Origin of the sequence: Castellaniella sp. (assembly GCF_034675845.1) — a bacterium.
GTDB lineage: Bacteria > Pseudomonadota > Gammaproteobacteria > Burkholderiales > Burkholderiaceae_B > Castellaniella.
In genome coordinates, this window is sequence record NZ_JAUCCU010000002.1 from 300,349 (window position 1) to 325,220 (window position 24,872).

Here is a 24,872-nt window from a genome sequence, read left to right on the forward strand (position 1 = left end):
TGTCAAGAGAACCCCGAAGGCTGCTCAAGCAGGTAAGATCACGGTTTGACTGGCTATGATGGTGTCATCAAGGGGGATGCGATGAGTCAGATTCGTCTGCTGGAGCGCCTGACCGATCTCGAAGATCCTGGCCTGTCGGCTGGCATGTCGACAGACCGACAGGTGCTTGCATCTATCGTGCGGTACCTGGTGCGCCTACTCAATACCCGAGCAGGGTCCGTGCCGATTGACGCCCAATATGGATTGTCCGACATGAGCAATATCGCAGGCTCGTTCTCGGTTGGTACGCCCGAGGCTTTATCTGAAACGATCTTGCGCCAGGTCAGCCAATACGAGCCTCGTTTGCGCCAGTGCCGCATTGCCGTCTCGTCCGAGCGGCGCGATGTGATTGCCTTGCGCTTTGAATTGTCGGGCTTGCTGGCGGCTGAGCGTGCCGATGCGCCGGACCTGCCGTTTACCGTCAGCCTGCGGGTGAACTCATCCGGCCAGATTTTTGTCGAGCCGATCAGGAATATCTAAGCTGGGTAATCGGTATAGCCTTTTGCGTCGCCGCCATAGAAAGTATCAGGATCGGCCGTGTTCAGCGGACGCCCGTCACGCAGGCGCTGGACTAGCCCTGGGTTGGCCAGTGCCCAGCGCCCCACCGGAGCGACATCGGCCAATCCTGCGTCTATATCCTGTGCAAGATCCTCAATGGCGCGGTTGACCCGGTTGACCAGCAATGTCCCAGGCCAGATCTGACGTAGGTCTTTGAGTAAAGCATCGTTGCCATGGTGGGCGATATGCAGATAGGCAAGATCGTATTTTTTAAGCTGACTCAGCAAAGAGCGGTATAGATCTTCGTAGTCGCTCCCTTCGTCGATATCGCCCAAAGCAGAGCCGGGCGAAAGCCTGATGCCCGTGCGATTGGCGCCGATCTCGTCAGTCACCGCTTTGACGACATCCAAGGCAAAGCGCATGCGCTTGTTCAACGAGCCACCGTAAGCGTCCGTGCGGTGATTGGCGTTTGCAGACAGGAACTGCTGGATCAGGTAGCCATTGGCGGCGTGGATCTCGACGCCATCGGCACCTGCCTCGATGGCGAGTGCCGCGGCGTGCCGGTAGTCTTGTATGGTGGTGCTGATCTCTTCGGTAGACAAGGCGCGCGGCCGAGGGATGGCTCGCATGCCGTCCGCTGTGTACATCTGTGCGTCTGGTGCAATCGCCGATGGGGCGACGGCTTGGCGGCCGTGCGGGGTATTGGCTGGGTGGGACATGCGCCCCGCATGCATGAGCTGGATGAATAAATATCCGCCTGCCGCGTGGACGGCACGGCTGATCTTGCGCCAACCAGCAACGTGCGCGTCCGTGTAGATCCCCGGCGAATTGAGATAGCCTTGGCCATCCGCCGATGGCTGGGTGCCTTCAGTGATCAGTAAACCTAATGATGCCCTTTGAGCATAATATTCGGCCGCCAGTTCGCCGGGCGTGCCGTCAGCTTGCGCACGGCTGCGGGTCAGAGGCGACATGGCGAGGCGATGGCCTAGCTGCATGCGACCAATTTGAATGGGATTCCAAAGCTTGTCCATATATGTATCTTTCTGTCGTTGATTGAAAATCACGCACAAATAGCGTGTCAGATACAGTAATGTGTTTCAGTTTAATAAACAATATTATAAAATTAGGACAATGTGTCTTGTTATTGGAACAATAATGGATTTGTCATCTTTAGCAGACTTTAATCTGGTGGCCTTGCACGGCGGGTTTGGCAAGGCCAGTCGCGCCAGTGGGCGGCCTAAGGCAACGCTGTCACGCCGTGTCATGGATTTGGAACAAAGCCTTGGGGTGCGCTTGCTGGAACGCGATGTGCGCGCATTGCGTCTGACTGAAGAGGGTCAGGCGCTCTACGAGCGTACGCACACACTGCTGGGCGAAATCAAAGAGGCAGGGGACTCGGTTTCGGCTGGTCTGGCGACGCCCAGGGGGTGCTTGCGGGTCAGCGCACCCGTCTTGTTCGCGCACACCTTGCTCGGCGACCTGGCTGCAGGGTTTGCCAGGGCATACCCAGAAGTATTGCTGGACATTACGGCAGAAGATCGACAGGTCGATTTGGTCAGCGATGGCTATGACGTCGTGATTCGTGTCAATCCGCGTCCTGATGCCATGCTGGTGGGGCGCTGTTTTGCACGCGACGACATGCTGTTGGTGGCTGCGCCATCCGTCGTGCGGCCCCCATCTGGTTCTGATGGCGTACCGGCAGTAGTGCCCGCAGTGGCCTTGGCCAATATGTTTGATCATGGGCCGTGGCATTATCAGGATGGTGATGTCATGAGCACGGTGATCCCTGATATCCGGCTGCGCTTGTCTTCTCTGATCATGATTCGTGATGCCGTCATCGCGGGGGCAGGTGCAGCGCTGATGCCGCAGTCCTTGATTCGGCAGGCTGACAAACACGCTGCGCTTGCCGTTTGGGGGCGTTTGCCTGATCGTCCGGTGGAGCTATGGGTTCTGCATGCCTCGCGGCGCTTGGTCAGCACCAAGGTCACTGCCTTTGTCGACTATCTATGTCGTGCCTTTCCACAAAGAGTTTTGGCCCTATAAAGATGGCTGGCGGCATTCCGTGTGTCTCTTGGCTGATAGATCCCCCAGGCGCGCTATATCGAGTGCCTGGGGGTATTGCCTGAAATGAGCCCGCTACTTAATCAGCCTGTCCAACTTCTTGCTGAGCATCCACCACGGCCAGTGCCGTCATGTTGACGATGCGCCGCACGGTGGAGCTGGTCGTCAGGATATGTACCGGACGCGCTGCCCCCAGTAGCACCGGCCCCATGGCCACGCCGTGGCTGCCGGTCATCTTCAACATGTTGTAGGTGATATTGCCGGCGTCCAGGTTAGGCATGATGAGCAGGTTGGCCGGTCCCGCCAGGGTGGTATCGGGATAGGCTGTCGTGCGAATTGATTCCGACAAGGCCGAATCAGCGTGCATTTCGCCATCGACTTCCAGGTCGGGGGCGCGTTTGGCAATGATGCGGCGAGCTTCGGCCATTTTCAGGGACGATTCGGTTGGCCGACTGCCGAAGTTGGAATGCGACAGCAAGGCGATCTTGGGCACGATGCCAAAGCGGCGAACTTCCTCGGCGGCCAGAATGGTCATGTCGGCGATCTGTTCGGCATCGGGGTTTTCATTGACGTGCGTGTCGCAGATGAATAGCGTCTGGGTAGGCAGCATCAGCACGTTCATCGCGGCATAGGTGCGTGCCGTGGGTTTCAGTCCGATGATTTCCTGCACATATTTCAGCTGATTATCAAAGCGGCTGGCGACCCCGCAAATCATGGCATCGGCGTCGCCGCGCTGTAGCAGCATCACGCTGATCAAGGAGTTGTGCTTGCGCACCATGGCCTTGGCGATATTGGGGGTGATGCCGTCACGTCCCCGCATCTTGTAGTAGGCAGACCAGGTATCGTTGAAACGGGAGTCGTCTTCGGGATCGACGATTTCGATATTTTGTCCCGGCACTAAACGCAGGCCGAATTTCTGGATGCGCATATTGATGACGCTGGGGCGCCCCACCAAAATTGGGTGGGCAATCTGCTCGTCCACGGCGGTCTGGGCAGCCCGCAGAACGCGCTCGTCTTCGCCGTCGGCATAGATAACGCGCTTCGGTGCGGATTTTGCCTGGCGAAACAGGGGGCGCATCAACTGGCCAGAGTGGTAGACGATGCTCATCAGGGATTGGCGGTAGGCGTCCATATCCTGGATGGGGCGGCGTGCAACGCCCGAATCTGCTGCAGCCTGAGCCACCGCCGGGGCGATCTTGACGATCAGGCGGGGATCAAAGGGCTTCGGGATAATGTATTCGGAACCAAACGACAGGTCCTGGTCGGCATAGGCACCTGCGACTTCGGCGCTGCTTTCTGCCTCGGCCAGTTCTGCGATGGCCTTGACGCAGGCGAGCTTCATTTCCTCGTTGATGACGGTGGCGCCGCAATCCATGGCACCCCGGAAAATAAACGGGAAGCACAGGACATTATTGACCTGGTTGGGATAGTCGGAGCGACCTGTGGCGACAATGCAGTCCGGGCGGGCCGCCTTGGCGTCTTCGGGAAGGATTTCGGGGTCGGGGTTGGCCAGTGCCAGAATCAGGGGCTGGGCAGCCATGCTGCGCACCATGTCCTGGGTCAGTACGCCGGGGGCCGAGCAGCCCAGGAATACGTCGGCACCCTGACAGACATCGGCCAGGGTGCGCGCGTCGGTCTGTTGGGCATAGCGGGCCTTGTTGGCCTCCATGTTTTCGTCGCGGCCCTGCCAGATGACCCCGCGGGAGTCCACCACATAGATGTTTTTTTGCGAGATCCCAAGCTTGACCAGCAGGTCCAGGCAGGCGATGGCAGCGGCGCCGGCGCCCGAGCAGACGAGCTTGACCTGGTCCATGGCCTTGCCCACGACTTTCAGGCCGTTCAGTACGGCAGCGGAGGAGATGATGGCCGTGCCGTGCTGATCGTCGTGGAAGACCGGGATCTTCATGCGCTCGCGCAGCTTTTTTTCAATGTAGAAGCACTCTGGCGCTTTGATATCTTCGAGGTTGATGCCCCCCAGGGTAGGCTCTAGCGCAGCGATGATATCGACCAGCTTATCCGGATCGTGCTCGTCCAACTCGATGTCAAAGACGTCAATACCCGCGAATTTCTTGAACAGGCATCCTTTGCCTTCCATGACGGGCTTTGCCGCCAGGGGGCCAATATTGCCCAGGCCCAGTACGGCGGTGCCGTTGGTGATGACACCCACCAGATTGGCGCGCGAGGTGTATTTCGCAGCGGCGGCCTCGCCGCCGGCGTGGATGGCCATGCTGGCCGTGGCGACCCCGGGAGAGTACGCGAGGCTCAGGTCGTCCTGATTGGCCAGCGGTTTAGTGGGAACCACCGAAATCTTGCCTGGGGTAGGGTACTCATGATAGTCGAGCGCCATTTTGGCGCGTTCGTCATTTTGCTTCATGATGTTGAGGGCTCCGATGTTATTGATCTGGCGGCGTCGAGCCTGGGCTGGAAAAGAGGGCCACCGGGGACCAGGCTACGCAAGTGTTTGTTAATACCAACGCCAATCTTGTGAAAAGCGGCATAGACCGGGCGTTTTGGGCTGTTCAGTTTAAACCCGCGTGGCAAGACGGGTATACTTTAGCCTTAATACGGCTTATGCAAGGCGTCGTACATCAGCCTTCTGCCCCTGCTATCCGCTCATCGGTCTGGCCGAGTCGCGGAAGGTTTTTCAATCTGCATCGTTCGGGTGAAACACCCGTCAGGTGAAGCGCACAATGCCCACGGAACAAGAACTCCAGTCCAATTCCTATCTTTTCGGTGCCAATGCACCCTACGTAGAAGAACTCTACGAAGACTACCTCGATAATCCGGGTTCCATTCCAGATCAATGGCGCAGCTATTTCGATCAGCTGCAGCATCAGCCCGCCGCTGATGGCCGCGAGGCTACGCGTGATCGGGCGCATGCACCCATTGTGGCCTCGTTTGCCCAACGAGCCCGCGAGAATGCTTTTCAGGTTCGTCCCGCCCAGGCGACTGATCAGTCGCTGGCCATCGCCAGCAAGCAAGTCTACGTTCAGTCCATTATTGCCGCCTATCGCTCGATGGGTTCGCGCATTGCTCAGCTGGATCCGCTCAAACGCAGTGATCGTCCGGCCATCCCCGAGCTTGATCCCGTTTTCTATGGTTTGACCGAGGCTGATCTCGACCAGATCTATTCGGCCACCAATACGTATTTCACCAAAGCCGACACGATGACCATGCGGGACATCATCAAGGCCTTGCAGGACACCTATTGCCGCAATGTCGGCGTCGAGTTCATGCATATTGCTGATCCGGCCATCAAGCGCTGGATTCAGGAACGCCTCGAATCCACGCTGGGCGTGCCCGAATTCACCACCGAACAAAAACGCAATATCCTGCAGCAGGTCACCGAGGCCGAAGGCCTGGAACGCTTTTTGCACACCAAATACGTGGGCCAGAAACGCTTCTCCCTGGAAGGCGGCGAGAGCTTCATCGCCTCCATGGACGAGGTCGTCAACCATGCTGGTGAAAACGGCGTGCAGGAAATCGTGGTCGGCATGGCCCACCGAGGCCGCCTGAACCTGTTGGTCAACATCATGGGCAAGATGCCGGGTGATCTGTTTGCCGAATTCGAAGGCAAGCAGAGCCAGGCACTCAGCGACGGCGACGTCAAATACCACAATGGCTTTTCCAGCGATCTGTCGACGCGCGGCGGCCCAGTGCACTTGTCGTTGGCGTTCAACCCGTCCCACCTGGAAATCGTCAATCCCGTGGTCGAGGGCAGTGTGCGCGCTCGCCAGGATCGCCGTGGCGACGATAAGGGCGATCAGGTCCTGCCGGTGCTGGTGCACGGGGATGCGGCCTTTGCCGGCCAAGGCGTGGTCATGGAGACCCTGAACCTGGCCCAGACGCGTGGTTATGGCACGGGCGGCACCCTGCACATCGTCATCAATAACCAGATCGGCTTCACGACATCGGATCCGCGCGACACGCGTTCCACCACGTATTGCACCGATGTCGCCAAGATGATCGAGGCGCCGGTTTTCCACGTCAATGGCGACGACCCCGAGGCCGTGGTATTTGCCACGAAACTCGCCCTGGATTACCGCCAGCAGTTTGGCCATGATGTGGTGGTCGATATTGTGTGCTTCCGTAAGCTGGGCCACAACGAACAAGACACCCCGTCCCTGACCCAGCCGCTGATGTATAAAAGCATTGGCAAGCACCCCGGCACTCGCAAGGTCTACGCCGACCGCCTGGTGGCTCAGGGTACGCTGACCGAGGGCGAAGCCGATCAGATGGTCAAAGACTACCGTCAGTTGATGGAAGACGGCCATCGCACGGTCGAACCTGTCCTGACCGACTATAAAAACAAATACGCCACCGACTGGTCTGCATTCCTGGGGGCCAAATGGACCGATCAGGCTGATACCGCAGTGCCTTTGGCCGAACTCACCCGGATTGGCGAAAAGCTGACACAGGTGCCTGACGACTTCACTGTGCATCCGCTGGTCAATAAGCTGTTGCAAGACCGCTTGGCCATGGCCCGCGGCGAGCACCCCCTGGATTGGGGCATGGGCGAACATCTGGCCTTTGCCACGCTGGTGGCCAATGGCTATGCCATTCGCATCACCGGCCAGGATTCGGGTCGGGGCACGTTCACGCACCGTCATGCGGTCTTGCATGACCAGAAACGCGAACGCTGGGATGCCGGTACCTATATTCCTCTGCAAAATGTCGCAGAAGGCCAAGCGCCTTTCACGGTCATCGATTCCGTGTTGTCCGAGGCTGCCGTGCTGGGTTTCGAATATGGTTACGCCACGGCCGAGCCCAATATCCTGACCATCTGGGAAGCCCAGTTTGGCGATTTTGCCAATGGCGCCCAGGTCGTGATCGATCAGTTCATCGCTTCAGGCGAGGCCAAGTGGGGCCGCGCCTGCGGCCTGGTGCTGATGCTGCCGCACGGCTATGAAGGGCAGGGCCCCGAACACTCCTCTGGTCGCATCGAACGCTTTTTGCAGTTGTGTGCCGATAACAATATGCAGGTGGTCCAGCCGACCAACGGGGCGCAGATTTTCCACGTACTGCGTCGCCAGATGATTCGTCAGTTCCGCAAACCGCTGGTGATCTTCACGCCGAAGTCCCTGCTGCGCAATAAAAGCGCCGCTTCGCCCATCGAAGACCTGGCCCAGGGTGGCTTCCAGCCGGTGATCGGCGAGGCCAATGCCGATATCGTGGCCGATGATGTGCATCGCGTCCTGATCTGCTCGGGCAAGGTCTACTACGACCTGGTTCATGCGCGCGACGAACAGTCCCGCAAGGACGTCGCCATTTTGCGCATCGAACAGCTCTACCCGTTCGCGCATAAGTCCTTCCAGGCCGAACTGCAGAAATACCCCAACGCCAAGGAACTGGTCTGGGTGCAGGACGAGCCGCAAAACCAAGGCCCTTGGTTCTATGTGCAGCACCATCTGTACGAAAACATGAATGATGGCCAAAAACTGGGTTATGCGGGGCGTCCGGCCTCGGCCTCCCCGGCGGTGGGCTATATGGCGAAGCACCAAGAGCAGCAGCGCGCCTTGATCGAACAGGCCTTTGCTCCTAAGCTCAAAAGCTTCTCGCTGATCAAATAAACCGACTAATTCAAAGACAGACATACCGGAAAATATTATGGCCATTACCGAAGTTCTCGTTCCTCAGCTTTCAGAATCGATTTCCGAAGCCACGCTGCTCAACTGGAAAAAACAGCCAGGCGAAGCCGTTCAAGCCGACGAAATCCTGATCGAGGTCGAAACCGACAAAGTTGTCCTGGAGGTCCCCGCCCCGGCCTCAGGCGTTTTGTCCGAGATCGTCAAGGGCGACGGCAGTACCGTCACTTCTGGCGAAGTGCTGGCGCGCATTGATACCGACGCCAAGGCGGCGCCAGCAGTTGCCCCTGCCGCCGAGGCCCCCGCTGCTGCTGCGCCTGCTGCTGCGCCTGTGGCTGCCAAATCCTCGGTTGCATCCCCCGCCGCAGGCAAGATCCTGTCCGAGAAGGGCATTGATCCCGCCACGCTCGAAGGCACGGGCCGTGCTGGCCGCGTCACCAAGGGTGATGCCCTGAACGCTTCGACGGCTTCTGCCTCGGCGGCGCCCGCTGCGCCTGTGCCCGTCAACCTGGACGGTCGCCCCGAACAGCGCGTCCCCATGAGCCGCCTGCGTGCCCGTGTGGCCGAACGTCTGCTTCAGTCCCAGTCGGAAAACGCCATCCTGACGACCTTCAACGAGGTCAATATGCAGGCCATCATGGATCTGCGTAAAAAATACAAGGAAGCCTTCGAAAAAGAGCACGGCGTCAAGCTGGGTTTCACGTCTTTCTTCGTCAAGGCTGCTGTGGCTGCTTTGAAGCGCTATCCGGTGGTCAATGCCTCGGTGGACGGCAAGGACATCATCTACCACGGTTATTTCGATATCGGTGTGGCCGTGGGCAGCCCGCGTGGTCTGGTGGTGCCGATTCTGCGCAATGCCGACCAGCTCTCGCTGGCCGACATCGAAAAGCAAATTGCCGAGTTCGGTCGGCGCGCCCAGGATGGTAAGCTTACCCTGGACGAATTGACAGGCGGCACCTTCTCCATTTCCAATGGCGGTGTGTTCGGCTCGATGCTGTCCACCCCCATCATCAATCCGCCGCAGTCGGCCATTCTGGGGATTCATGCCACCAAGGACCGCCCGGTCGCCGAAAACGGTCAGGTCGTGATCCGTCCCATGAACTACCTGGCCCTGTCTTATGATCACCGCATTATTGATGGTCGCGAGGCTGTGCTGGCGCTGGTCGCCATGAAAGAGGCCCTCGAGGATCCGCAACGTCTGTTGCTAAGCGTCTGATCACCGGCTTGATGTAATTTTGCACGCACCCTTCGGGGTGCGTCTTTTTGAGAGAACAAGATGGCAAAACAGTTTGATGTAATTGTGATTGGTGCAGGGCCTGGCGGCTATATTGCGGCCATTCGGGCCGCCCAACTGGGCCTTAGTGTTGCTTGTGTGGATGCCTGGTCGACAGCCGCAGGCAAGCCAGCCCCCGGCGGCACCTGCACCAATGTAGGCTGCATTCCTTCCAAGGCCCTGCTGCAGTCCTCCGAGCACTACGACCAGATCAATCATCATTTTGCTGACCATGGTATTACTGCTAAGGATGTCACCCTGGATTTGGCCAAGCTGATTGGCCGCAAGGACACCGTTGTCAAGCAAAACAACGAAGGCATTCTGTACCTGCTCAAGAAAAACAAGGTCACTTTCTTTCATGGCACGGCCTCATTGGTGGGCAAGAGCGATTTTGGCTGGTCAGTGAAGGTCGCCGGCAAGGCCGAGGAAGATCTCGAAGGCCGCCACGTTATTGTCGCCACCGGGTCCAGCGCCCGTGAACTTCCCGGACTGCCGTTTGACGAAGACAAGATTCTGTCGAATGATGGTGCCCTGCGTATTCCTGCCGTGCCTAAAAAGCTGGGCATCATCGGTGCTGGCGTGATTGGCCTGGAAATGGGCAGTGTCTGGCGCCGTCTGGGGTCCGAGGTCACCATCCTGGAAGCCATGCCGGACTTCCTGGGCGCGGTCGATCGCGATGTGGCCAAGGAAGTCCAGAAAGCCCTGGTCAAACAGGGCCTGGGTATTCAGACCGGGGTGCGGATCGGCGAGGTCAAATCAACGGCCAAATCGGTCAATATCCAGTATACGGACGCAGCGGGCGCCGAGCAGAAACTCTCGGTTGATCGCTTGATAGTCTCGATTGGCCGGGTGCCCAATACCCAGGGCCTGGGGGCCGACACGATCGGCTTGAAGCTGGACGAGCGCGGTTTTGTGGTGGTCGACGAAGACTGCCGCAGCAATCTCAGCAATATCTGGGCGGTGGGCGATGTGGTGCGTGGCCCGATGCTGGCCCACAAGGCCGAGGAAGAAGGCGTCGCGGTGGCCGAACGCATCGCGGGCCAACATGGCCACGTCAATTTCGACACTATTCCTTGGGTGATCTACACTTCGCCCGAAGTCGCCTGGGTCGGCAAGACCGAGCAGGCCCTGAAGGCCGAAAATCGCGACTACAAGACTGGGTCTTTCCCTTTCATGGCCAATGGTCGTGCTCGTGCGTTGGGCGATACCACCGGTTTCGTCAAGATCCTGGCCGATGCCAAGACCGATGAAGTCCTGGGGGTGCATATCGTGGGGCCGATGGCTTCCGAACTCATTGCCGAGGCTGTCACCATCATGGAATTCCGTGGTGCAGCCGAAGACATTGCGCGTATTTGCCATGCGCACCCAACCTTGTCCGAGGCTGTCAAGGAAGCCGCGCTGGCGGTGGATAAGCGTACGCTCAACCTGTAAAGCAAGCGGATGGATGTCAGTGCGTATTACGCGCAGGCCCTGCACGAACGGGGCTTCGTCGTTGACGAGGCCCAGCTCGTGGCGGTCAAGCGCCTGCAGCAATATTATGACGACTGGATCGAGTTCAAGCAGCAGCGTTCCAGTCGCCTGAAAAAGCTTTTTCTGCATCCGGCTGTGCCGCGCGGGGTATACCTGTGGGGTGGCGTGGGGCGTGGCAAGAGCTTTCTGATGGATGCGTTCTACTTGACGGTTCCCGTCAAGCGCAAGGTTCGCCTGCACTTTCACGAGTTCATGCGGGGCGTGCACCGTGAAATCCGCGCAGTCAGCGGCGAAGTCGATCCCTTGGACCATGTGGCGCGCAATCTCGCCAAACGCTATCGCTTGATCTGCTTCGACGAGTTTCATGTGTCGGACGTGGCCGATGCCATGATTCTGTACCGGCTGCTGCTGCGTCTGTTCGAATATGGCACGTCGTTTGTCATGACGTCCAACTACGAGCCCTCCACCCTGTATCCGGATGGTCTGCACCGAGACCGCATCTTGCCGGCCATTGCCCTGATTCAGGAAAAAATGGATGTGCTGAATGTGGATGCGGGCGTGGACTATCGACGCCGCACACTGGCTCAGTTGCGTACCTATATCACGCCCATTGTGGCGGCCACCCATGACGAGTTGCGCCTGGCCTTTGATCGCCTGGCCGATACCGCCGAGCAAAAGCCCGTGCTGCAGATCGAGAATCGTGAAATCCAGGCGATTGCGCTGGCTGGCACGGTGGTGTGGTTTGATTTTGTGGCCTTGTGCGTTACGCCGCGCTCACAAAACGACTATCTGGATCTGGCGGATCGCTTTCAGACCATTATCGTGTCCGATGTCCCGCGCATGGTGCCGCGTCAAGCCTCCGAGGCCCGGCGCTTTACCTGGTTGGTGGACGTGCTGTATGACCACAAGGTGAAGCTGATTCTCTCGGCTCAGTGCCCGCCCGATGAGCTATATACTCAGGGGCCGATGTCCAACGAGTTCTCGCGGACTGTCTCGCGCCTGATGGAGATGCAGTCACGCGAATATCTGGCCGAAACCCGCCGGGCTGCGGTAGTCCTCTAGCGACTGCCGGGCTGGGCAATATTAGACTTTCTCATGACCACAGACCAACGCCGTGTCCTGACCGGCATCACGACTTCCGGGACCCCTCATTTGGGCAATTATGCCGGGGCGATTCGTCCCGCCATCCACTCCAGTACAGAGCCCAATGTCGATGCCTTTTTCTTTTTGGCGGACTTCCACGCCCTGATCAAGTGTGCCGATCCGGCCCGGGTGGCCCAGTCGCGTATGGAAATAGCAGCCACCTGGATTGCCGCAGGACTGGATACCGAGCGGGTGACTTTCTATCGCCAGTCGGATGTGCCGGAAATCCCCGAGCTGTGCTGGATGCTGACCTGCGTCACCGCCAAGGGCTTGATGAATCGGGCGCACGCCTACAAGGCTTCGGTGGATGCCAATCTGGCCAAAGCGGTCGACCCGGATGATGGCGTCACGATGGGTTTGTTTTCCTATCCGGTGCTGATGGCGGCCGATATCCTGATGTTCAATGCCCACCGGGTGCCGGTGGGGCGCGATCAGATCCAGCACCTGGAAATGACTCGCGATATCGCCCAGCGCTTCAATCATCTGTATGGTGGGGGGCAGGATCTGTTTGTCTTGCCCGAGGTCCAGATCGACGAGGATGTAGCGACCCTGCCGGGGCTGGATGGGCGCAAGATGTCCAAGAGCTACAACAATACGATCCCGTTGTTTGAAGGGGGGGCCAAGGCCCTGAAGTCCGCAGTGGCCCAGATTGTCACGGATTCTCGCCTGCCGGGCGAGCCCAAGGACGCGGAGAGCTCGCACTTGTATACGCTGTACCGGGCGTTTGCCTCGCACCAGCAGGCGGCTGAATTCCGGCAGTCTTTGGCTGATGGTTTGGGCTGGGGGGATGCAAAGCATGCCCTGTGTGCGTGTATCGAAGCCCAGATCGGCCCCATGCGCGATACCTATGCCGACCTGATGGCGCATCCGGCGCGTATCGAAGATATTCTGCAGGCCGGGGCGGCCAAGGCGCGCCAGACGGCCGTGCCCTTCATGAATCAGCTGCGCGAGGCCGTGGGCCTGCGCCAGATGGCGAGTGCCGCTAAATCGACCACCGCCAAATCTGCTAAATCCGGGCAGGCCCGGCTGGTGTCATTTCGCCAGGATGATGGTCAATTCCGCCAACGCCTGTTTGCTGCCGATGGCACCGAACTTCTGCTGACCGAAGCCTTTTCCGATCCGAAACTGCTGAATCAGCTAAGCCGTCAGTTGGCTCAGGCTGATTTGTCCGATGTGCAGGCGGATGCCCAGGGACAAATCAGCCTGCAGGCGCAGGGCCAGTGCTGGGCCCGCTGCCCAGCGGACCTGCTAGCGCAGGTGCGTCAGGCCTTGTCGCAGATTTAATCGCTGCGCTGGGCGTCCTCGCGCAAGCGGCTGAGGGAGGTGGTCGGCGTGATGGCTTCGGGGTCCAGGATGCAGTGCACAATCGAGGGCAGGCCGCTGGCCATGGCGCGCTGCAGGGCCGGAGCGAATTCGGCGGTGTTTTCCACGCGTTCGCCGTGGCCGCCAAAGGCCCGGGCATAGGCGGCAAAATCCGGATTATGCAAGTTCGTGGCCGATACCCGGCCCGGATAGTGGCGTTCCTGGTGCATGCGGATGGTGCCGTACATGTGGTTATCAATAATGATCACCACAATGGGCAAGCCATATTGCACGGCGGTGGAGAACTCCTGGCCATGCATCATAAAGCTGCCGTCTCCGGTAAAGCACACCACAGTGCGCGTGGGAAATATGCGCTTGGCGGCCACGGCGGCGGGCAGGCCGTAGCCCATCGACCCAGAGGTTGGCGCCAACTGGGTGCCATAGGCCCGAAACTGGTAGAAGCGGTGTATCCAGGTGGCAAAATTGCCCGCGCCGTTGGTCATGATGGTATCGACCGGCAGCGTTGCATTCAGGTGGCTGACGACTGCGCCCAGTTGTAACGGGCCGGGGATGCTGATCTGGCTAGGGTCGCTCCAGGCTTGTCGTTGGGCGTGCAGGCTGTCGCAGCGTTGTTTGCGTTCGGCGGTATTGGTGGCAGCCATCTGCTGGATGGTCTGCACCCAGGATCGAGGCGAGCAGGCCAGGGCGGCATCAGCCTGGTATACCCGGTTCAATTCATTGATGTCGGGGTGTACATGCACCAGGGCTTGGCCTGGATCGGGAATGCCCAGCAGGGTGTACCCCTGGCTGGGAACCTCGGACAGGCGTCCGCCCACGGCCAGGATCAGGTCGGACTCGCGGATGGCCGCCAGCAGCTGGGGGCTGCTGCCCAGCCCCAGGTCGCCGATAAAGTTTGGATGGTCGGTGGGGCATAGCATCTGGCGCCGAAACTGCACGGCAACCGGGATGTCGTGGCGGCGCGCAAAGTCACCAAAGAGTTGGACTGATTCCGCGTCCCAACCGCTACCGCCCAAGATCGCCAGGGGGCGCTTGGCCTGGGCCAATAAATCAGCGAATTTCTGCTGCTGGGCCGGGTCTGGATAGCTGTCGGTGCGCTGGCAGGGCCGGGCATCCGCAACAGCCAGTGTTTCAGTCAGCATGTCCTCGGGCAGCGCCAGCACCACAGGCCCGGGACGACCTGACTGGGCCACATGAAAGGCCCGCGCCAGGTATTCTGGAATGCGTTCGGCCTGATCGATTTCAGCGGCCCATTTCACCTGCGAGCCGAATACCGCCGAATAGTCCATTTCCTGGAAGGCCTCGCGATCGCGATGGCTGCGCTGGATCTGCCCGACCAGCAGAATCATCGGCGTGGAGTCCTGCGAGGCGATATGGATGCCGGGGATGGCATTGGTGGCCCCGGGCGCGCGGGTGACCAGGCAGATGCCTGGGCGGCCCGTCAGCTTTCCATAGGCTTCGGCCATCATGGCGGCGCCGCCTTCCTGGCGGCATACCGTGACCTGGATGTCAGCATCGACCAGGCCGTCCAGCACGGCCAGGTAACTTTCGCCCGGTACGCAGAACACGTGATCCGTGCCATGCAGGCGTAGTTGGTCAACCAGAATATGGCCCGCCAAGCGGGGGGTTGTTGCCACTGTCATAAAGTATCCTGAATAAAAGAAGCGTGTGAATCCAGCGCATCGCAGTCCAGCGCCGGGCTTTGAGGCTGGCTGTCGAGGTCGGGCGTGGTGCTGACCCATAAGACCTCGGCATCGGTTTGGCTCAGGCTGATCACCCGGTGACGCATGCGGCTGTCAATATAAAAACCTTCGCCCTGATCCAGGACGACTGGTTGGTAGAACTCGGTGTGCAGCTGGATCTGGCCCGATAGCACGTAGACGAATTCCTCGCCTTCGTGATGGCTCCAGCCTTCATCGGCCTGGACATGATGCTTTTTGATCCTGGTGACGAAAGGCATCATTTTTTTATTGGCCAACTGAGAATACAACAGGCGGTGGCGGTAAAGCGGGGTGTCGTGTATTTCGCCGCTGTGCTTACGTTCGATGCTGCAGCGGCCGGCCCCCATATGGGACTGGGCGGTGGTGAAAAGTTCGGCAATATCCACCCCCAGCGCATGGGCCAGGCGCAACAGTACGTCGTAGGTAGGAGAAAGCTGGCTGTTTTCGATTTTGGACAGAGTGGGGGTGGATATTCCGCTGGCCAGCGTCACCTGCCCTTGGGTCAGGCCTTGTTGCAGGCGCAGAGACTTCAAGCGTTCGGCCAGGGCGGATTTGCGGGCCTGGGCCTGCGCTTCGTTGAGTTCGGATTCTGCCATCATGTCTTGGGGTCTCGTGCAGCATCAGGTCGGTGTGATCAACAGCATCGGCCTGCGGTTTAAACAATGTTGTGCTCGATCATGGGCTGATGGTGCAAGATACGCTCCCAACCCAGGCGGGACAAGTCCAGGGTCTGGAATTTTCCGGTGATGATCAATTCGGATAATGCGCGGCCAATGGCCGGCGCCTGTTGCATGCCATGGCCGCTTAGGCCGTTGGCAAAATAAAGATTGTCCATGGCCGGGTGCAGGCCCAGGATCAGGTTTTGATCAAAGAGATTCATGTCGTAGTGGCCAGCCCAGCTGCGGCCACAGCGCAGCGCCTCGAAGGCCGGCACCCGGGCCGCCAGCGTCGGCCATAGCACCTCGTCAAACAGCGCATGTTGCACGTCGAAGTCCGTGGCATCCGGGTCCTGGTCGGCTGGCGGGGAAATCCCCATGATGAAACCCTGGCCTTCAGGCCGAAAATAAGCCCCACTGGGGTCGATGACCATAGGGCAGCCAGGTAACGGCTGGGGGCATTGGACATAAAACACACTGCGTTTCCGAGCGTGCACAGGCAGGTCTATGTCCACGGTGGCCGCCAGGGCTGTCGCCCCTGTGCCCGCCGCATTGATGAGCGCCCCGCAGTGGATGCGTTCGCCATCAGCTAGGCGCACCGCAGTGACATGGCCAGCAGTGTGATCGAGCCCGGTCACTTTGTTGTGCAGGTAGCTGGCGCCCTGAGCAATGGCCTTGCGCCGCATGCCTTGCATCATGCCATAGGCATCCAGCCAGCCTTCGCCGCTGAGGCCCAGTGCGCCGCCTGCCAGGTCGCTGGTATTTAACCAGGGGTAGCGGGTTTGCAGCTGTGCAGGGTTTAGCAGGGCAATGTCGGCACCCAGGCTGCTTTGCAACTGGTGGTTGTTGTGCAGGGTTTGCAGGCCGGACGCCGAGGCCAGAAACAGATAGCCGCCTTCGTGAAAAGCAGGGTCCGGACAGTCGCCATCCACCGCCATGTTCTGGCTGAAGCGGCGTAGAAACTGCGTGCCAAAGAGCGACATGCGGATATTTTCGGGGGTGGAGAACTGGTGTCTGATCGAAGCTGCCGACAGCGCCGTGGCGCAGAATTGATAGCTGGCGTCTGCCTCGATGACGGCGACTGAACCGGAAAACCCCGCATCGGCGGTCAGGAAATAAGCAGCCGCGCTGCCGATGGCTGCGCCCCCTGCAATGACTACGTCGAAATGCTGCTGCGTCATCCTGGGTGCTCCTGGGAGAATAGGGATGCTGCGAGAGTGGATCGTGTCGATATTGTGGGTTTAAATTTTTCTGAATTCTCTAGGTATTTTCCCCTGGAGAAAATAATTTTCTGATATTTGGCTGCGTGCTATGCTGTTTTTCAGCCTGACTCAAGTGTAGGAGCATCGGATGAATCCCCAGGAATTGCTGCGCTCTCTCGGCCTGTCCCCCGACAGTCTTATCGGTGGTGACCTTGCTGTCCATTCCCCCATTGATGGCAGCCAACTGGCTGCCATCCCTAGCCATCTGCCTCAGGATGTCGGCCCGATGGTGGCACGGGCACAGCAGGCATTTTTACAATGGCGCGCCGTGTCTGCTCCTCGTCGGGGCGAACTTGTGCGTTTGCTGGGAGAAGAACTCCGCGCTCAGAAGCAGGCCCTGGGTCGGCTGGTATCGCTTGAAGTCGGCAAAATCCCTGCCGAAGGCGAGGGTGAAGTCCAGGAGATGATTGATATCTGTGATTTTGCCGTCGGGCTATCGCGCCAGTTATATGGGCGCACCATCGCCTCCGAACGTCCTGGCCATCACATGCTCGAAACCTGGCATCCCTTGGGGGTGGTTGGGGTGATCTCGGCGTTTAATTTTCCGGTTGCGGTCTGGGCCTGGAATACGGCGATTGCCTTGGTGTGCGGTGATCCGGTCATCTGGAAGCCTTCCGAGAAATCCCCGCTGACCGCCTTGGCCTGCCAGGCGATTTTTCAGCGGGCTTGCCTGCGTTTCGGGGCCGATGCCCCCGCCGACTTGCTACAGGTGCTGATTGGCCACCAAGATGTGGGTGCGGCCATGGTGGATGATGCCCGGGTGGCTTTGGTGTCGGCCACGGGGTCTACCCGCATGGGGCGCCAGGTGGGGCCGCAGGTGGCGCGGCGTTTTGGTCGCTGCCTGCTGGAACTTGGTGGCAATAATGCCATTATCGTGGCGCCATCTGCAGACCTTGATATGGCTGCGCGGGCTATTTTATTCGGGGCGATTGGCACGGCGGGACAGCGCTGTACCACCACCCGTCGTTTGATCGTGCATGAATCCGTGGCAGACGAGCTTTTGACCCGCCTGAAAAAAGCCTATGCCAGCGCCGTGGTTGGCAATCCCCTAGAAGCCGGTACTTTGGTGGGGCCACTAATCGACCAAGCGGCCTTTGATCAAATGCGGCAGGCGCTGGATAAAGCGCGTCAGGCAGGCGGCATCGTCACGGGCGGCGAGCGCACCCTGATGGATCGCTACCCCAATGCCTGGTATGCGCGTCCGGCCATTGTCGAAATGCCTGCCCAGCATGCGCTGGTGTGCAGCGAGACCTTCGCGCCTATTCTGTACGTGATGCGCTACACCGAGTTTGCAGACGCCGTGGTGATGCACAATGCCGTCCCGCAAGGGCTGTCATCGGCCATCTTTACCACCGATCTGCGTGAATCCCAATATTTCATTAGCGCAACAGGTTCTGATTGCGGCATTGCCAATGTCAATATTGGCACTTCCGGAGCCGAAATCGGCGGGGCTTTCGGCGGCGAGAAAGAAACCGGCGGCGGTCGCGAATCGGGTTCGGATGCCTGGCGAGCGTATATGCGGCGCGCCACCAATACCATCAATTATTCACACGAACTGCCCCTGGCACAGGGCATACAGTTCGGTGATGCGTAAGCCGGATTTTCTGCCACAGCTTTAATCAGCCGCTGTCATCTTGGCGGCTGCCCATCCTCGGAGCCATTCCAGCACCAGCAGCAAGGTCGTGGAAAACAGGATCAGAATGGTGGCTACGGCAGCGATGATGGGGCTGATGTTTTCACGAATGCCTGTAAACATCTGGCGCGGCAGTGTGACTTGTTCGGGGCCGGCGAGAAACAGCGTGATGACGATTTCGTCGAATGCCGTGGCAAAGGCAAACAAGGCGCCGGCGATCACGCCGGGTGCGATGATGGGCAGCGTGACACGAAAAAAGGTGCGTACCGGCCCTGCACCCAGGCTATAGCTGGCGCGCAGCAGATTGGGGTCGAAGCCTTGCAGGGTGGCTGAGACGGTGGTGACGACAAATGGTGCGCCGATGGCTGCCAGGGCCAGGATCAGCCCGGTATAACTGTTGACCAGTCCGTAAGGGGCGAAAAACAGGTAGATCCCCAGGCCGGTGACGACCAGCGGCACGATCATGGGCGAGATCAGGATGGACATCAACAGCCCTTTGCCGCGGAACTGCACCTGATGCAGTCCGGCTGCCGCCAGGGTGCCCAGCACGGTTGCCAGGACGGTAGCGGCGGGGGCGACGATAAAGCTGTTGGTGGTGGCCCTGGCCCATTCGTCGGATTGGAACAGTGCGGTGTACCAGCGCAGGGAATACTGGTCGATGGGGTAGAGCAGCATAGACCCCTGGTTGAACGACAGCGGGATGATGACCAAAATAGGTAGCACCAGGAACAGCAGGGTCAGCCCGCACAGAATACGCAAGGCGTAATACCAGGTGCGCTCGGTCAAGGACAGATAGGGCGGGAAGTTCGGTTTCAGCATGTTCGTCCTTCTAGTCTTGGAGGGCCGTGACCCTGTGCCATGGGCAATATGGGGCACGGCAGCCAGCGTTTATCAGTTCAGTGCCAGTTCGCGGCCCGAGATACGGCGGTATAGGCCATACAGCAGCAAAGTGCCTGCCAGCAGGATCAGCCCCAGTGCGCTGGCCATGCCCCAGTTGATGGTCTGGTTGGTGAAATACGCCACGTAGTAGCTGATCATCTGGTCGCCGGCCCCGCCCAGCAGGGCCGGGGTGATGTAGTAGCCGATGGCGATGATGAAGACCAGCAGGGACCCCGCTGCGATGCCCGGATACGTTTGGGGCACATAAATGCGCCAGAAGGCTGCAAAAGGGTGGCTGCCCAGAGAAATCGCCGCCCGCTGGTAGGTTTCGGGCACTGACTGCATGACGCTATACAGTGGCAGCACCATGAAGGGCAGCAGAATATGGACCATCGAGATATAGACGCCCAGCCGGTTGAATAGCAGGGGCAAAGGGTCTTGAATCAGGCCGAGATCGACCAGTGCCCCGTTGATCAGGCCTTCGCGTTGCAGTAGCACCACCCAGGCTGCGATGCGGACCAGGACCGAGGTCCAGAAGGGGATCAGAATACAGATCAGGACCAGGTTTGCCTGGCGTTTTTTGAGCCGCGTGATCCAGTAGGCCAGCGGATAACCCAATATCAGTGCGACCAGGGTGACGATGGCGCTGATGATGAAGGTGCGCGAAAAGATTTCCTGAAAGGCAGAAGTATCCGGTGGTACGGCGATGATATGGCCTTGTTGGTCCAGTTTCAGGTCCAGCGAAGTCAGCAGGTAATAAGGCGTCCAGGAGCGGTTGTTCTGGATGATGACGGTCCAGTAAGCAGGATCGGCCCAGCGTTGATCCAGGGCGATGAGTTGCGCGCGGGTTTCTTCGGGGCTGCTGGCCGCAGGCGGCAGGCGACGCAGGGTCTTGAACAGTAATGAACGGTAGCCGGCGATTTCATAGTTCAGCCGACGAGCCAATTCGCCGGCGGCTGGCGTGCTTTTTGCGTGGCTTAAGTCTTCGGTCAAGGCCTGATAGGCAGTGTCCGGTGGTGGATTCTGGCCATCCCAGTCTTGCAGCACCTGCAAGGTGCGCGGCAAGGTCTGGATGACTTCGGGGTTGTCGATGGCGCGGGTCAATAGCGAGCCAATCGGGATGATGAAAACAATCAGCAGAAACAAGGCCAGAGGCCCGACCAACAGCAGGGCGCGCAGGGTTTTCTTTCTTTGTGTGGCGCGCATCGAGCGTCGGATAGCAACCGGATCATCAAAGATCGTGTCCATGGCGGTGTCGTCCTGATGCAGAAGAAGTGACATGGGGCTGGGGTGGCGTCGCCGCCACCCCAGGAGTTGCTTAACTTAGCGTGCGGCCCAGGCCGTGAAACGCTGCTCTAGTTCTTCGCCGTGGTCGGTCCAGAACTCCAGATCATTGAACAGGGCGTTGCGGGCATTGGCCGGCGAGTTAGGCAGGTTGGCCAGCGTGTCGCGGTCCAGCATGCCGATGGCTTCTTTGCTGACTGGGCCGTAGGCGATCGCGGTCGAGTAGGCGGCCTGTGCTTTGGGTGAGCTGGCGTAGCGGACGAACTCGATGGCTTGTTCTTTATTGGGCGAGCCAGTCGGGATCACCCAGTAGTCAAAGTCATAGACGCTGCCGGTCCAGACGACTTTCAGGTTTCTGCCTTCGCGCTGCGCAGCATCGATGCGCCCGTTATAGGCGGCGGACATGGTGACGTCACCGGCCGACAGCATCTGCGGGGGCTGGGCACCGGCTTCCCACCACTGGATGTGGGGCTTAAGTTCGGTGAGTTTATTGAATGCGCGGTCTACGCCTTCGGGAGTGGAAAGCACCTTATAGACGTCCTCGACCGGGACGCCGTCGGCCATCAGCGCGAATTCGACGTTGTAGTGGGCGCCCTTGCGCAGGCCGCGTTTGCCGGGGAATTTCTCGACATCCCAGAAGTCTGCCCAACTGGTGGGGGCGGTCTTGAGGGTATCGGCGTTGTAAGCCAGTACCGTGGACCAGACAAAGGTACCGACCCCGCAGTATTTCAGGGCGCCGCGCACGATATCGCCCTTGTTCAGGATTGAACCCCAGTCGATGTTTTCATACAGGCCCTCGTCGCAGCCTCGGCCCAAATCGCCGGTTTCCACTTCGACGACGTCCCAGACGACGTTATTGGACTGCACCATGGCTTTGACCTTGGCTTGTTCGCCGTTATAGGCCACGGGGATGATTTTTTTGCCGGTTTCTTTTTCAAAGGGTTGGATATACGCCACGTTCTGGGCGTCGCCATTGGCCCCGCCAAAGTTGACGACGGTCAGGTCGCGGGCTTGGCTTGGCGTCTGCAGCAACATCAGAGGAATGGCGGCGGCGAGTGCCGTCAGTAGGACCTGTTTTTTCATGCTTGTCTCCTGAGACTGTGGGGCTGGTGTTATGGATGAAAAATACGGACGTGCTTGGGGTCTATCCACAGAGGGATGGGTGTTCCTGGCGCGTGTTGCCTGGCGTCCGCAGCCAGGGGCATCTTGACGAAAAAGGTGTCGCTGTCGCCGATCCGACAGCGCAGCCGGACATGGTCGCCGAAATAGACTTCATCGACGGCATGGGCATGAAAGTGGTTGGTAGCACCGTTACCAGCCGGCTGGATGCGTTCAGGGCGCATGGCGACAGCACAGGCGTTGCCCGCTTGCAGCCCCTGCACATTCAAGCCGCGCAGCGTGGGGCCGCCGGAGATCTGGACGTCGCACCAGTCGCCATCCACCTGGTTCACGGTGCCGGGAAACTGATTGCTGTCGCCCACGAAACCAGCCACAAAGCGATTGCAGGGGGATTCGTAGAGGTCGTCGGCGCTGCAGACCTGCTGGATGATGCCTTGGTTGAAAACGGCGATCCGGTTGCTCATGGTCAGGGCTTCGCTTTGGTCGTGTGTGACATAGACGAAGGTGATTCCCAACTGGCGGTGCAGGGCTTTGAGTTCCAGCTGCATGTGCTCGCGCAGTTGTTTGTCCAGCGCGCCCAGGGGTTCGTCCATGAGGACGATTTTCGGCTCGAATACCAAGGCGCGCGCCAGCGCGATGCGCTGCTGCTGTCCGCCTGAAAGCTGGGCGGGGTAGCGTTTGGCAAAGGCTTCCATCTGCACCATGGCCAGGGCGTCGTGGACGCGCTGCGCGCGCTGGGCGGCGGGCATTTTGCGGACTTGAAGCGGGTACGCCAGGTTGCGCTCTACCGTGAGATGCGGAAACAAAGCGTAGTTCTGGAACACCATGCCGAGGTTGCGGTGGTGCGGAGGAACGTCGTTCAGGCGACGGCCCTCAAGGAGGATATCGCCCTGGGTCGGGGATTCAAATCCGGCCAGCATCATCAGACAGGTGGTCTTGCCAGAGCCAGAGGGGCCTAGCAGCGAGAGGAATTCTCCTGGGTAGATATCCAGGTTCAGATCCCGAACCACCAAGTGATTGCCGTCATAGGATTTCTGGACGCCCTGGAATCGAACCAGGGGTTCGGGCGGGATAGCAGAGGACATCGTCAGCAGTCTCCTGAGGCGGAAAACAAGAAGGTGTCAGACCGGATCGGTCAGGACTTGCGTCAGGATAGCCAGACATTTGCCCGATAGGCCATCGGGGATTGTCAGGGGGGCCAGCATTTGACCGTGACGACCGAATTGAGTGTGGCTGGCATGGGAGTCGCCAGCAGTGCCCATGTCGCAGGGGTGGGTGGCGGCTTTACGTCGCTGCCAGGTTTGGTTCAGTTTGGCCATGTTTGTCTCCGTCAGATCGGGGTGTATCCGTTTGCTTTTTTTTTCACTATACTAATATTTTGGTTTGTCAAATAGATCCATTTAAATAAATATGATGGAGCCAATTTGGATTCTTTCATTTTCTCAGAGTGGTTGTTACAGCGCTTTGATCGGTCTGATCCCGGTCCTGCATATCGGCGCTTATATCAACTGATTTGTAGAGCCATTCTGGACAACCATGTGGCGGCAGGGATGCGCCTGCCATCTTCCCGCGAATTGGCGGCCGAACTCGGTATTGCGCGCAACACCGTGCTGCAGGTGTACGAACAGTTATCGGAAGAAGGCTATGTGCGGGCGGGGGTGGGGCGCGGCACCTATGTGCAGGACATCAGCCAGGACCTGGTCGAGCCGCTGTCGCCCCCACCGGATGAGGCCGGGCGCCTTGAGGTTCGTCGGGAAGACGTGCGGATCTTGTCGGCGCGCGGGCAGGTCCTGGTGTCCAATCTGGGGTTTTCCAACCTTCAGTCCGGGGCGTTCATGCCGGGCATTCCCGATGTGCGCGAATTTCCGCTGAAGGTCTGGTCCAGGATACAGAACCGCCTATGGCGCACCGAACCCTGGGATCTGATGCGTTATGCACCGGCAGGCGGTTATGGGCCGGTGCGTCAGGCGATCTCCGACTACCTGAGCAGCGTGCGCGCAGTGCGCAGCACTGCCCATCAGGTGATCATGACGACCGGCATTCACCAGGGCATCGACGTGGCTGTGCGCCTGCTGTGCGAGCCAGGCGATACGGTCTGGATCGAAGAACCCGCCTATTGGGGGATTCGCAATCTGCTGACTGTCAGTGGCCTGCATCTGGTGCCGATCCGGGTGGACGATGAAGGCATCTTGCCGGATGGGGCGCAATACGCCCAGCCACCGCGCCTGATTGTGGTGGCGCCGTCGCACCAATACCCCCTGGGCATGGTGATGAGCCTGACTCGCCGCCGCATGCTGCTGGATTACGCCCGCCAGGTGTCCTGCTGGATTATCGAGGACGATTACGACAGCGAATTCCGCTATGGCACGCGCCCGCTGTCTTCCTTGCAGGGCATGGATGAATCCGGTCGGGTCCTGTATGCGGGCAGTTTCAGCAAAATGCTGTACCCCGGTTTGCGCGTAGGCTTTCTGGTCGTGCCAGAGAACCTGGCGGATACCTTTGCCAATGCGGTGGCCGAACTTTACCGCGAAGGCAACATGATGAATCAGGCCGTGCTGGCCGAGTTCATCCGCGAAGGGCACTTGGCCCAGCACATCCGGCGTGTCCGCCGCCGTTATGCCGAGCGTCGCCTGTGTCTGATCGAGAAAATTGCAGAGCATTTTGGCCAGGACCTGGAAATCATTGGCGACGATGCCGGTTTGCATCTGGTTCTGGCCTTGCCCGACGGGGTGGATGACAACCTCGTGGTACGTGATGCTTTGCAGCAGGGGGTGGTGGCCCGCGCCCTGAGCAATTATTACCTGGAACGTGCGCATGCTCGCCCAGGCTTATTGCTGGGTTATGCCGGGGCTACCCTGGCGGAAATCCGGCCCGCCTTTGACACGCTGGCGCGTGTGATTGGCGCTTATCTTTGACTTTTTTATAAAAG

The 24,872-nt window shown here is 59.3% G+C and carries 19 protein-coding genes; 9 read left to right on the forward strand and 10 right to left on the reverse strand.

The features are described from left to right. The first annotated feature begins 81 nt into the window (after nucleotides 1-81). On the forward strand, nucleotides 82-519 hold the full coding sequence (tssE, locus tag VDP81_RS13020) for a type VI secretion system baseplate subunit TssE (protein ID WP_322997272.1): 438 nt from the start codon (nucleotides 82-84) through the stop codon (nucleotides 517-519). Here the strand turns inward: tssE and VDP81_RS13025 are convergent. Further along, nucleotides 516-1,568 (reverse strand): alkene reductase, encoded by a 1,053-nt coding sequence (locus VDP81_RS13025; protein ID WP_322997273.1) that lies wholly within the window; start codon nucleotides 1,566-1,568, stop codon nucleotides 516-518. The genes tssE and VDP81_RS13025 overlap by 4 nt on opposite strands. Nucleotides 1,569-1,692: 124 nt before the next feature. Here VDP81_RS13025 and VDP81_RS13030 point away from each other — a divergent pair, with 124 nt between their 5' ends. After that, complete coding sequence (locus tag VDP81_RS13030) at nucleotides 1,693-2,580, forward strand: LysR substrate-binding domain-containing protein (protein WP_323012561.1); 888 nt, start codon at nucleotides 1,693-1,695, stop codon at nucleotides 2,578-2,580. Between the two features lie 97 nt (nucleotides 2,581-2,677). On the opposite strand, the gene VDP81_RS13035 is transcribed toward VDP81_RS13030, so the two are convergent. After that, on the reverse strand, nucleotides 2,678-4,972 hold the full coding sequence (locus VDP81_RS13035; protein ID WP_323012562.1) for an NADP-dependent malic enzyme: 2,295 nt from the start codon (nucleotides 4,970-4,972) through the stop codon (nucleotides 2,678-2,680). 316 nt (nucleotides 4,973-5,288) lie between these two features. Between VDP81_RS13035 and VDP81_RS13040 the strand changes: the two genes are divergently transcribed. The 5 genes from VDP81_RS13040 to VDP81_RS13060 are packed head-to-tail and all read left to right on the forward strand — an operon-like array spanning nucleotide 5,289 to nucleotide 13,353. Beyond that, nucleotides 5,289-8,168, forward strand: coding sequence for a 2-oxoglutarate dehydrogenase E1 component (locus VDP81_RS13040; protein ID WP_322997276.1), 2,880 nt, complete (start codon nucleotides 5,289-5,291; stop codon nucleotides 8,166-8,168). Between the two features lie 37 nt (nucleotides 8,169-8,205). Continuing rightward, complete coding sequence (odhB, locus tag VDP81_RS13045) at nucleotides 8,206-9,399, forward strand: 2-oxoglutarate dehydrogenase complex dihydrolipoyllysine-residue succinyltransferase (protein WP_322997277.1); 1,194 nt, start codon at nucleotides 8,206-8,208, stop codon at nucleotides 9,397-9,399. 60 nt (nucleotides 9,400-9,459) lie between these two features. Next, nucleotides 9,460-10,887: a dihydrolipoyl dehydrogenase gene (lpdA, locus tag VDP81_RS13050; RefSeq protein ID WP_322997278.1), complete on the forward strand. Its 1,428-nt coding sequence runs from the start codon at nucleotides 9,460-9,462 to the stop codon at nucleotides 10,885-10,887. Between the two features lie 9 nt (nucleotides 10,888-10,896). Further along, nucleotides 10,897-11,988: a cell division protein ZapE gene (zapE, locus tag VDP81_RS13055; protein ID WP_322997279.1), complete on the forward strand. Its 1,092-nt coding sequence runs from the start codon at nucleotides 10,897-10,899 to the stop codon at nucleotides 11,986-11,988. A gap of 33 nt (nucleotides 11,989-12,021) precedes the next feature. Continuing rightward, complete coding sequence (locus VDP81_RS13060) at nucleotides 12,022-13,353, forward strand: tryptophan--tRNA ligase (protein WP_322997280.1); 1,332 nt, start codon at nucleotides 12,022-12,024, stop codon at nucleotides 13,351-13,353. Here the strand turns inward: VDP81_RS13060 and VDP81_RS13065 are convergent. From VDP81_RS13065 to VDP81_RS13075, 3 genes are read right to left on the reverse strand one after another with little or no spacing between them, the layout of a single operon-like run. Further along, nucleotides 13,350-15,032 carry a thiamine pyrophosphate-binding protein gene (locus tag VDP81_RS13065; RefSeq protein ID WP_322997281.1) on the reverse strand — a complete coding sequence of 561 codons (1,683 nt, stop codon included), beginning with the start codon at nucleotides 15,030-15,032 and terminating at the stop codon, nucleotides 13,350-13,352. The genes VDP81_RS13060 and VDP81_RS13065 overlap by 4 nt on opposite strands. Continuing rightward, complete coding sequence (locus VDP81_RS13070) at nucleotides 15,029-15,709, reverse strand: XRE family transcriptional regulator (protein WP_322997282.1); 681 nt, start codon at nucleotides 15,707-15,709, stop codon at nucleotides 15,029-15,031. The genes VDP81_RS13065 and VDP81_RS13070 overlap by 4 nt, the downstream gene beginning before the upstream one ends. Before the next feature lie 56 nt (nucleotides 15,710-15,765). Then, a complete protein-coding gene (locus VDP81_RS13075; RefSeq protein WP_322997283.1) occupies nucleotides 15,766-16,947 on the reverse strand; it encodes an FAD-binding oxidoreductase in 1,182 nt (393 codons plus the stop codon). 169 nt (nucleotides 16,948-17,116) lie between these two features. Here VDP81_RS13075 and VDP81_RS13080 point away from each other — a divergent pair, with 169 nt between their 5' ends. Then, nucleotides 17,117-18,622 carry an aldehyde dehydrogenase family protein gene (locus tag VDP81_RS13080; protein WP_323012563.1) on the forward strand — a complete coding sequence of 502 codons (1,506 nt, stop codon included), beginning with the start codon at nucleotides 17,117-17,119 and terminating at the stop codon, nucleotides 18,620-18,622. 21 nt (nucleotides 18,623-18,643) lie between these two features. Here VDP81_RS13080 and VDP81_RS13085 read toward each other — a convergent pair whose 3' ends face one another. The 5 genes from VDP81_RS13085 to VDP81_RS13105 all read right to left on the reverse strand — a co-directional run bounded on the left by VDP81_RS13085 (nucleotide 18,644) and on the right by VDP81_RS13105 (nucleotide 23,262). Further along, nucleotides 18,644-19,480 carry an ABC transporter permease gene (locus VDP81_RS13085; RefSeq protein WP_322997285.1) on the reverse strand — a complete coding sequence of 279 codons (837 nt, stop codon included), beginning with the start codon at nucleotides 19,478-19,480 and terminating at the stop codon, nucleotides 18,644-18,646. Nucleotides 19,481-19,552: 72 nt separating this feature from the next. Next, on the reverse strand, nucleotides 19,553-20,821 hold the full coding sequence (locus tag VDP81_RS13090; RefSeq protein WP_416233253.1) for an ABC transporter permease: 1,269 nt from the start codon (nucleotides 20,819-20,821) through the stop codon (nucleotides 19,553-19,555). A 42-nt stretch (nucleotides 20,822-20,863) separates the two neighbouring features. Further along, nucleotides 20,864-21,907: an ABC transporter substrate-binding protein gene (locus VDP81_RS13095; RefSeq protein ID WP_416233254.1), complete on the reverse strand. Its 1,044-nt coding sequence runs from the start codon at nucleotides 21,905-21,907 to the stop codon at nucleotides 20,864-20,866. Between the two features lie 29 nt (nucleotides 21,908-21,936). Beyond that, a complete protein-coding gene (locus VDP81_RS13100; RefSeq protein WP_322997286.1) occupies nucleotides 21,937-23,028 on the reverse strand; it encodes an ABC transporter ATP-binding protein in 1,092 nt (363 codons plus the stop codon). Between the two features lie 36 nt (nucleotides 23,029-23,064). Next, on the reverse strand, nucleotides 23,065-23,262 hold the full coding sequence (locus VDP81_RS13105) for a hypothetical protein (RefSeq protein ID WP_322997287.1): 198 nt from the start codon (nucleotides 23,260-23,262) through the stop codon (nucleotides 23,065-23,067). Nucleotides 23,263-23,367: 105 nt separating this feature from the next. Here VDP81_RS13105 and VDP81_RS13110 point away from each other — a divergent pair, with 105 nt between their 5' ends. Next, the gene (locus VDP81_RS13110; protein WP_416233255.1) at nucleotides 23,368-24,858 is read left to right on the forward strand and encodes a PLP-dependent aminotransferase family protein; all 1,491 of its coding nucleotides are present in this window, start codon (nucleotides 23,368-23,370) and stop codon (nucleotides 24,856-24,858) included. Nucleotides 24,859-24,872 lie beyond the last annotated feature (14 nt).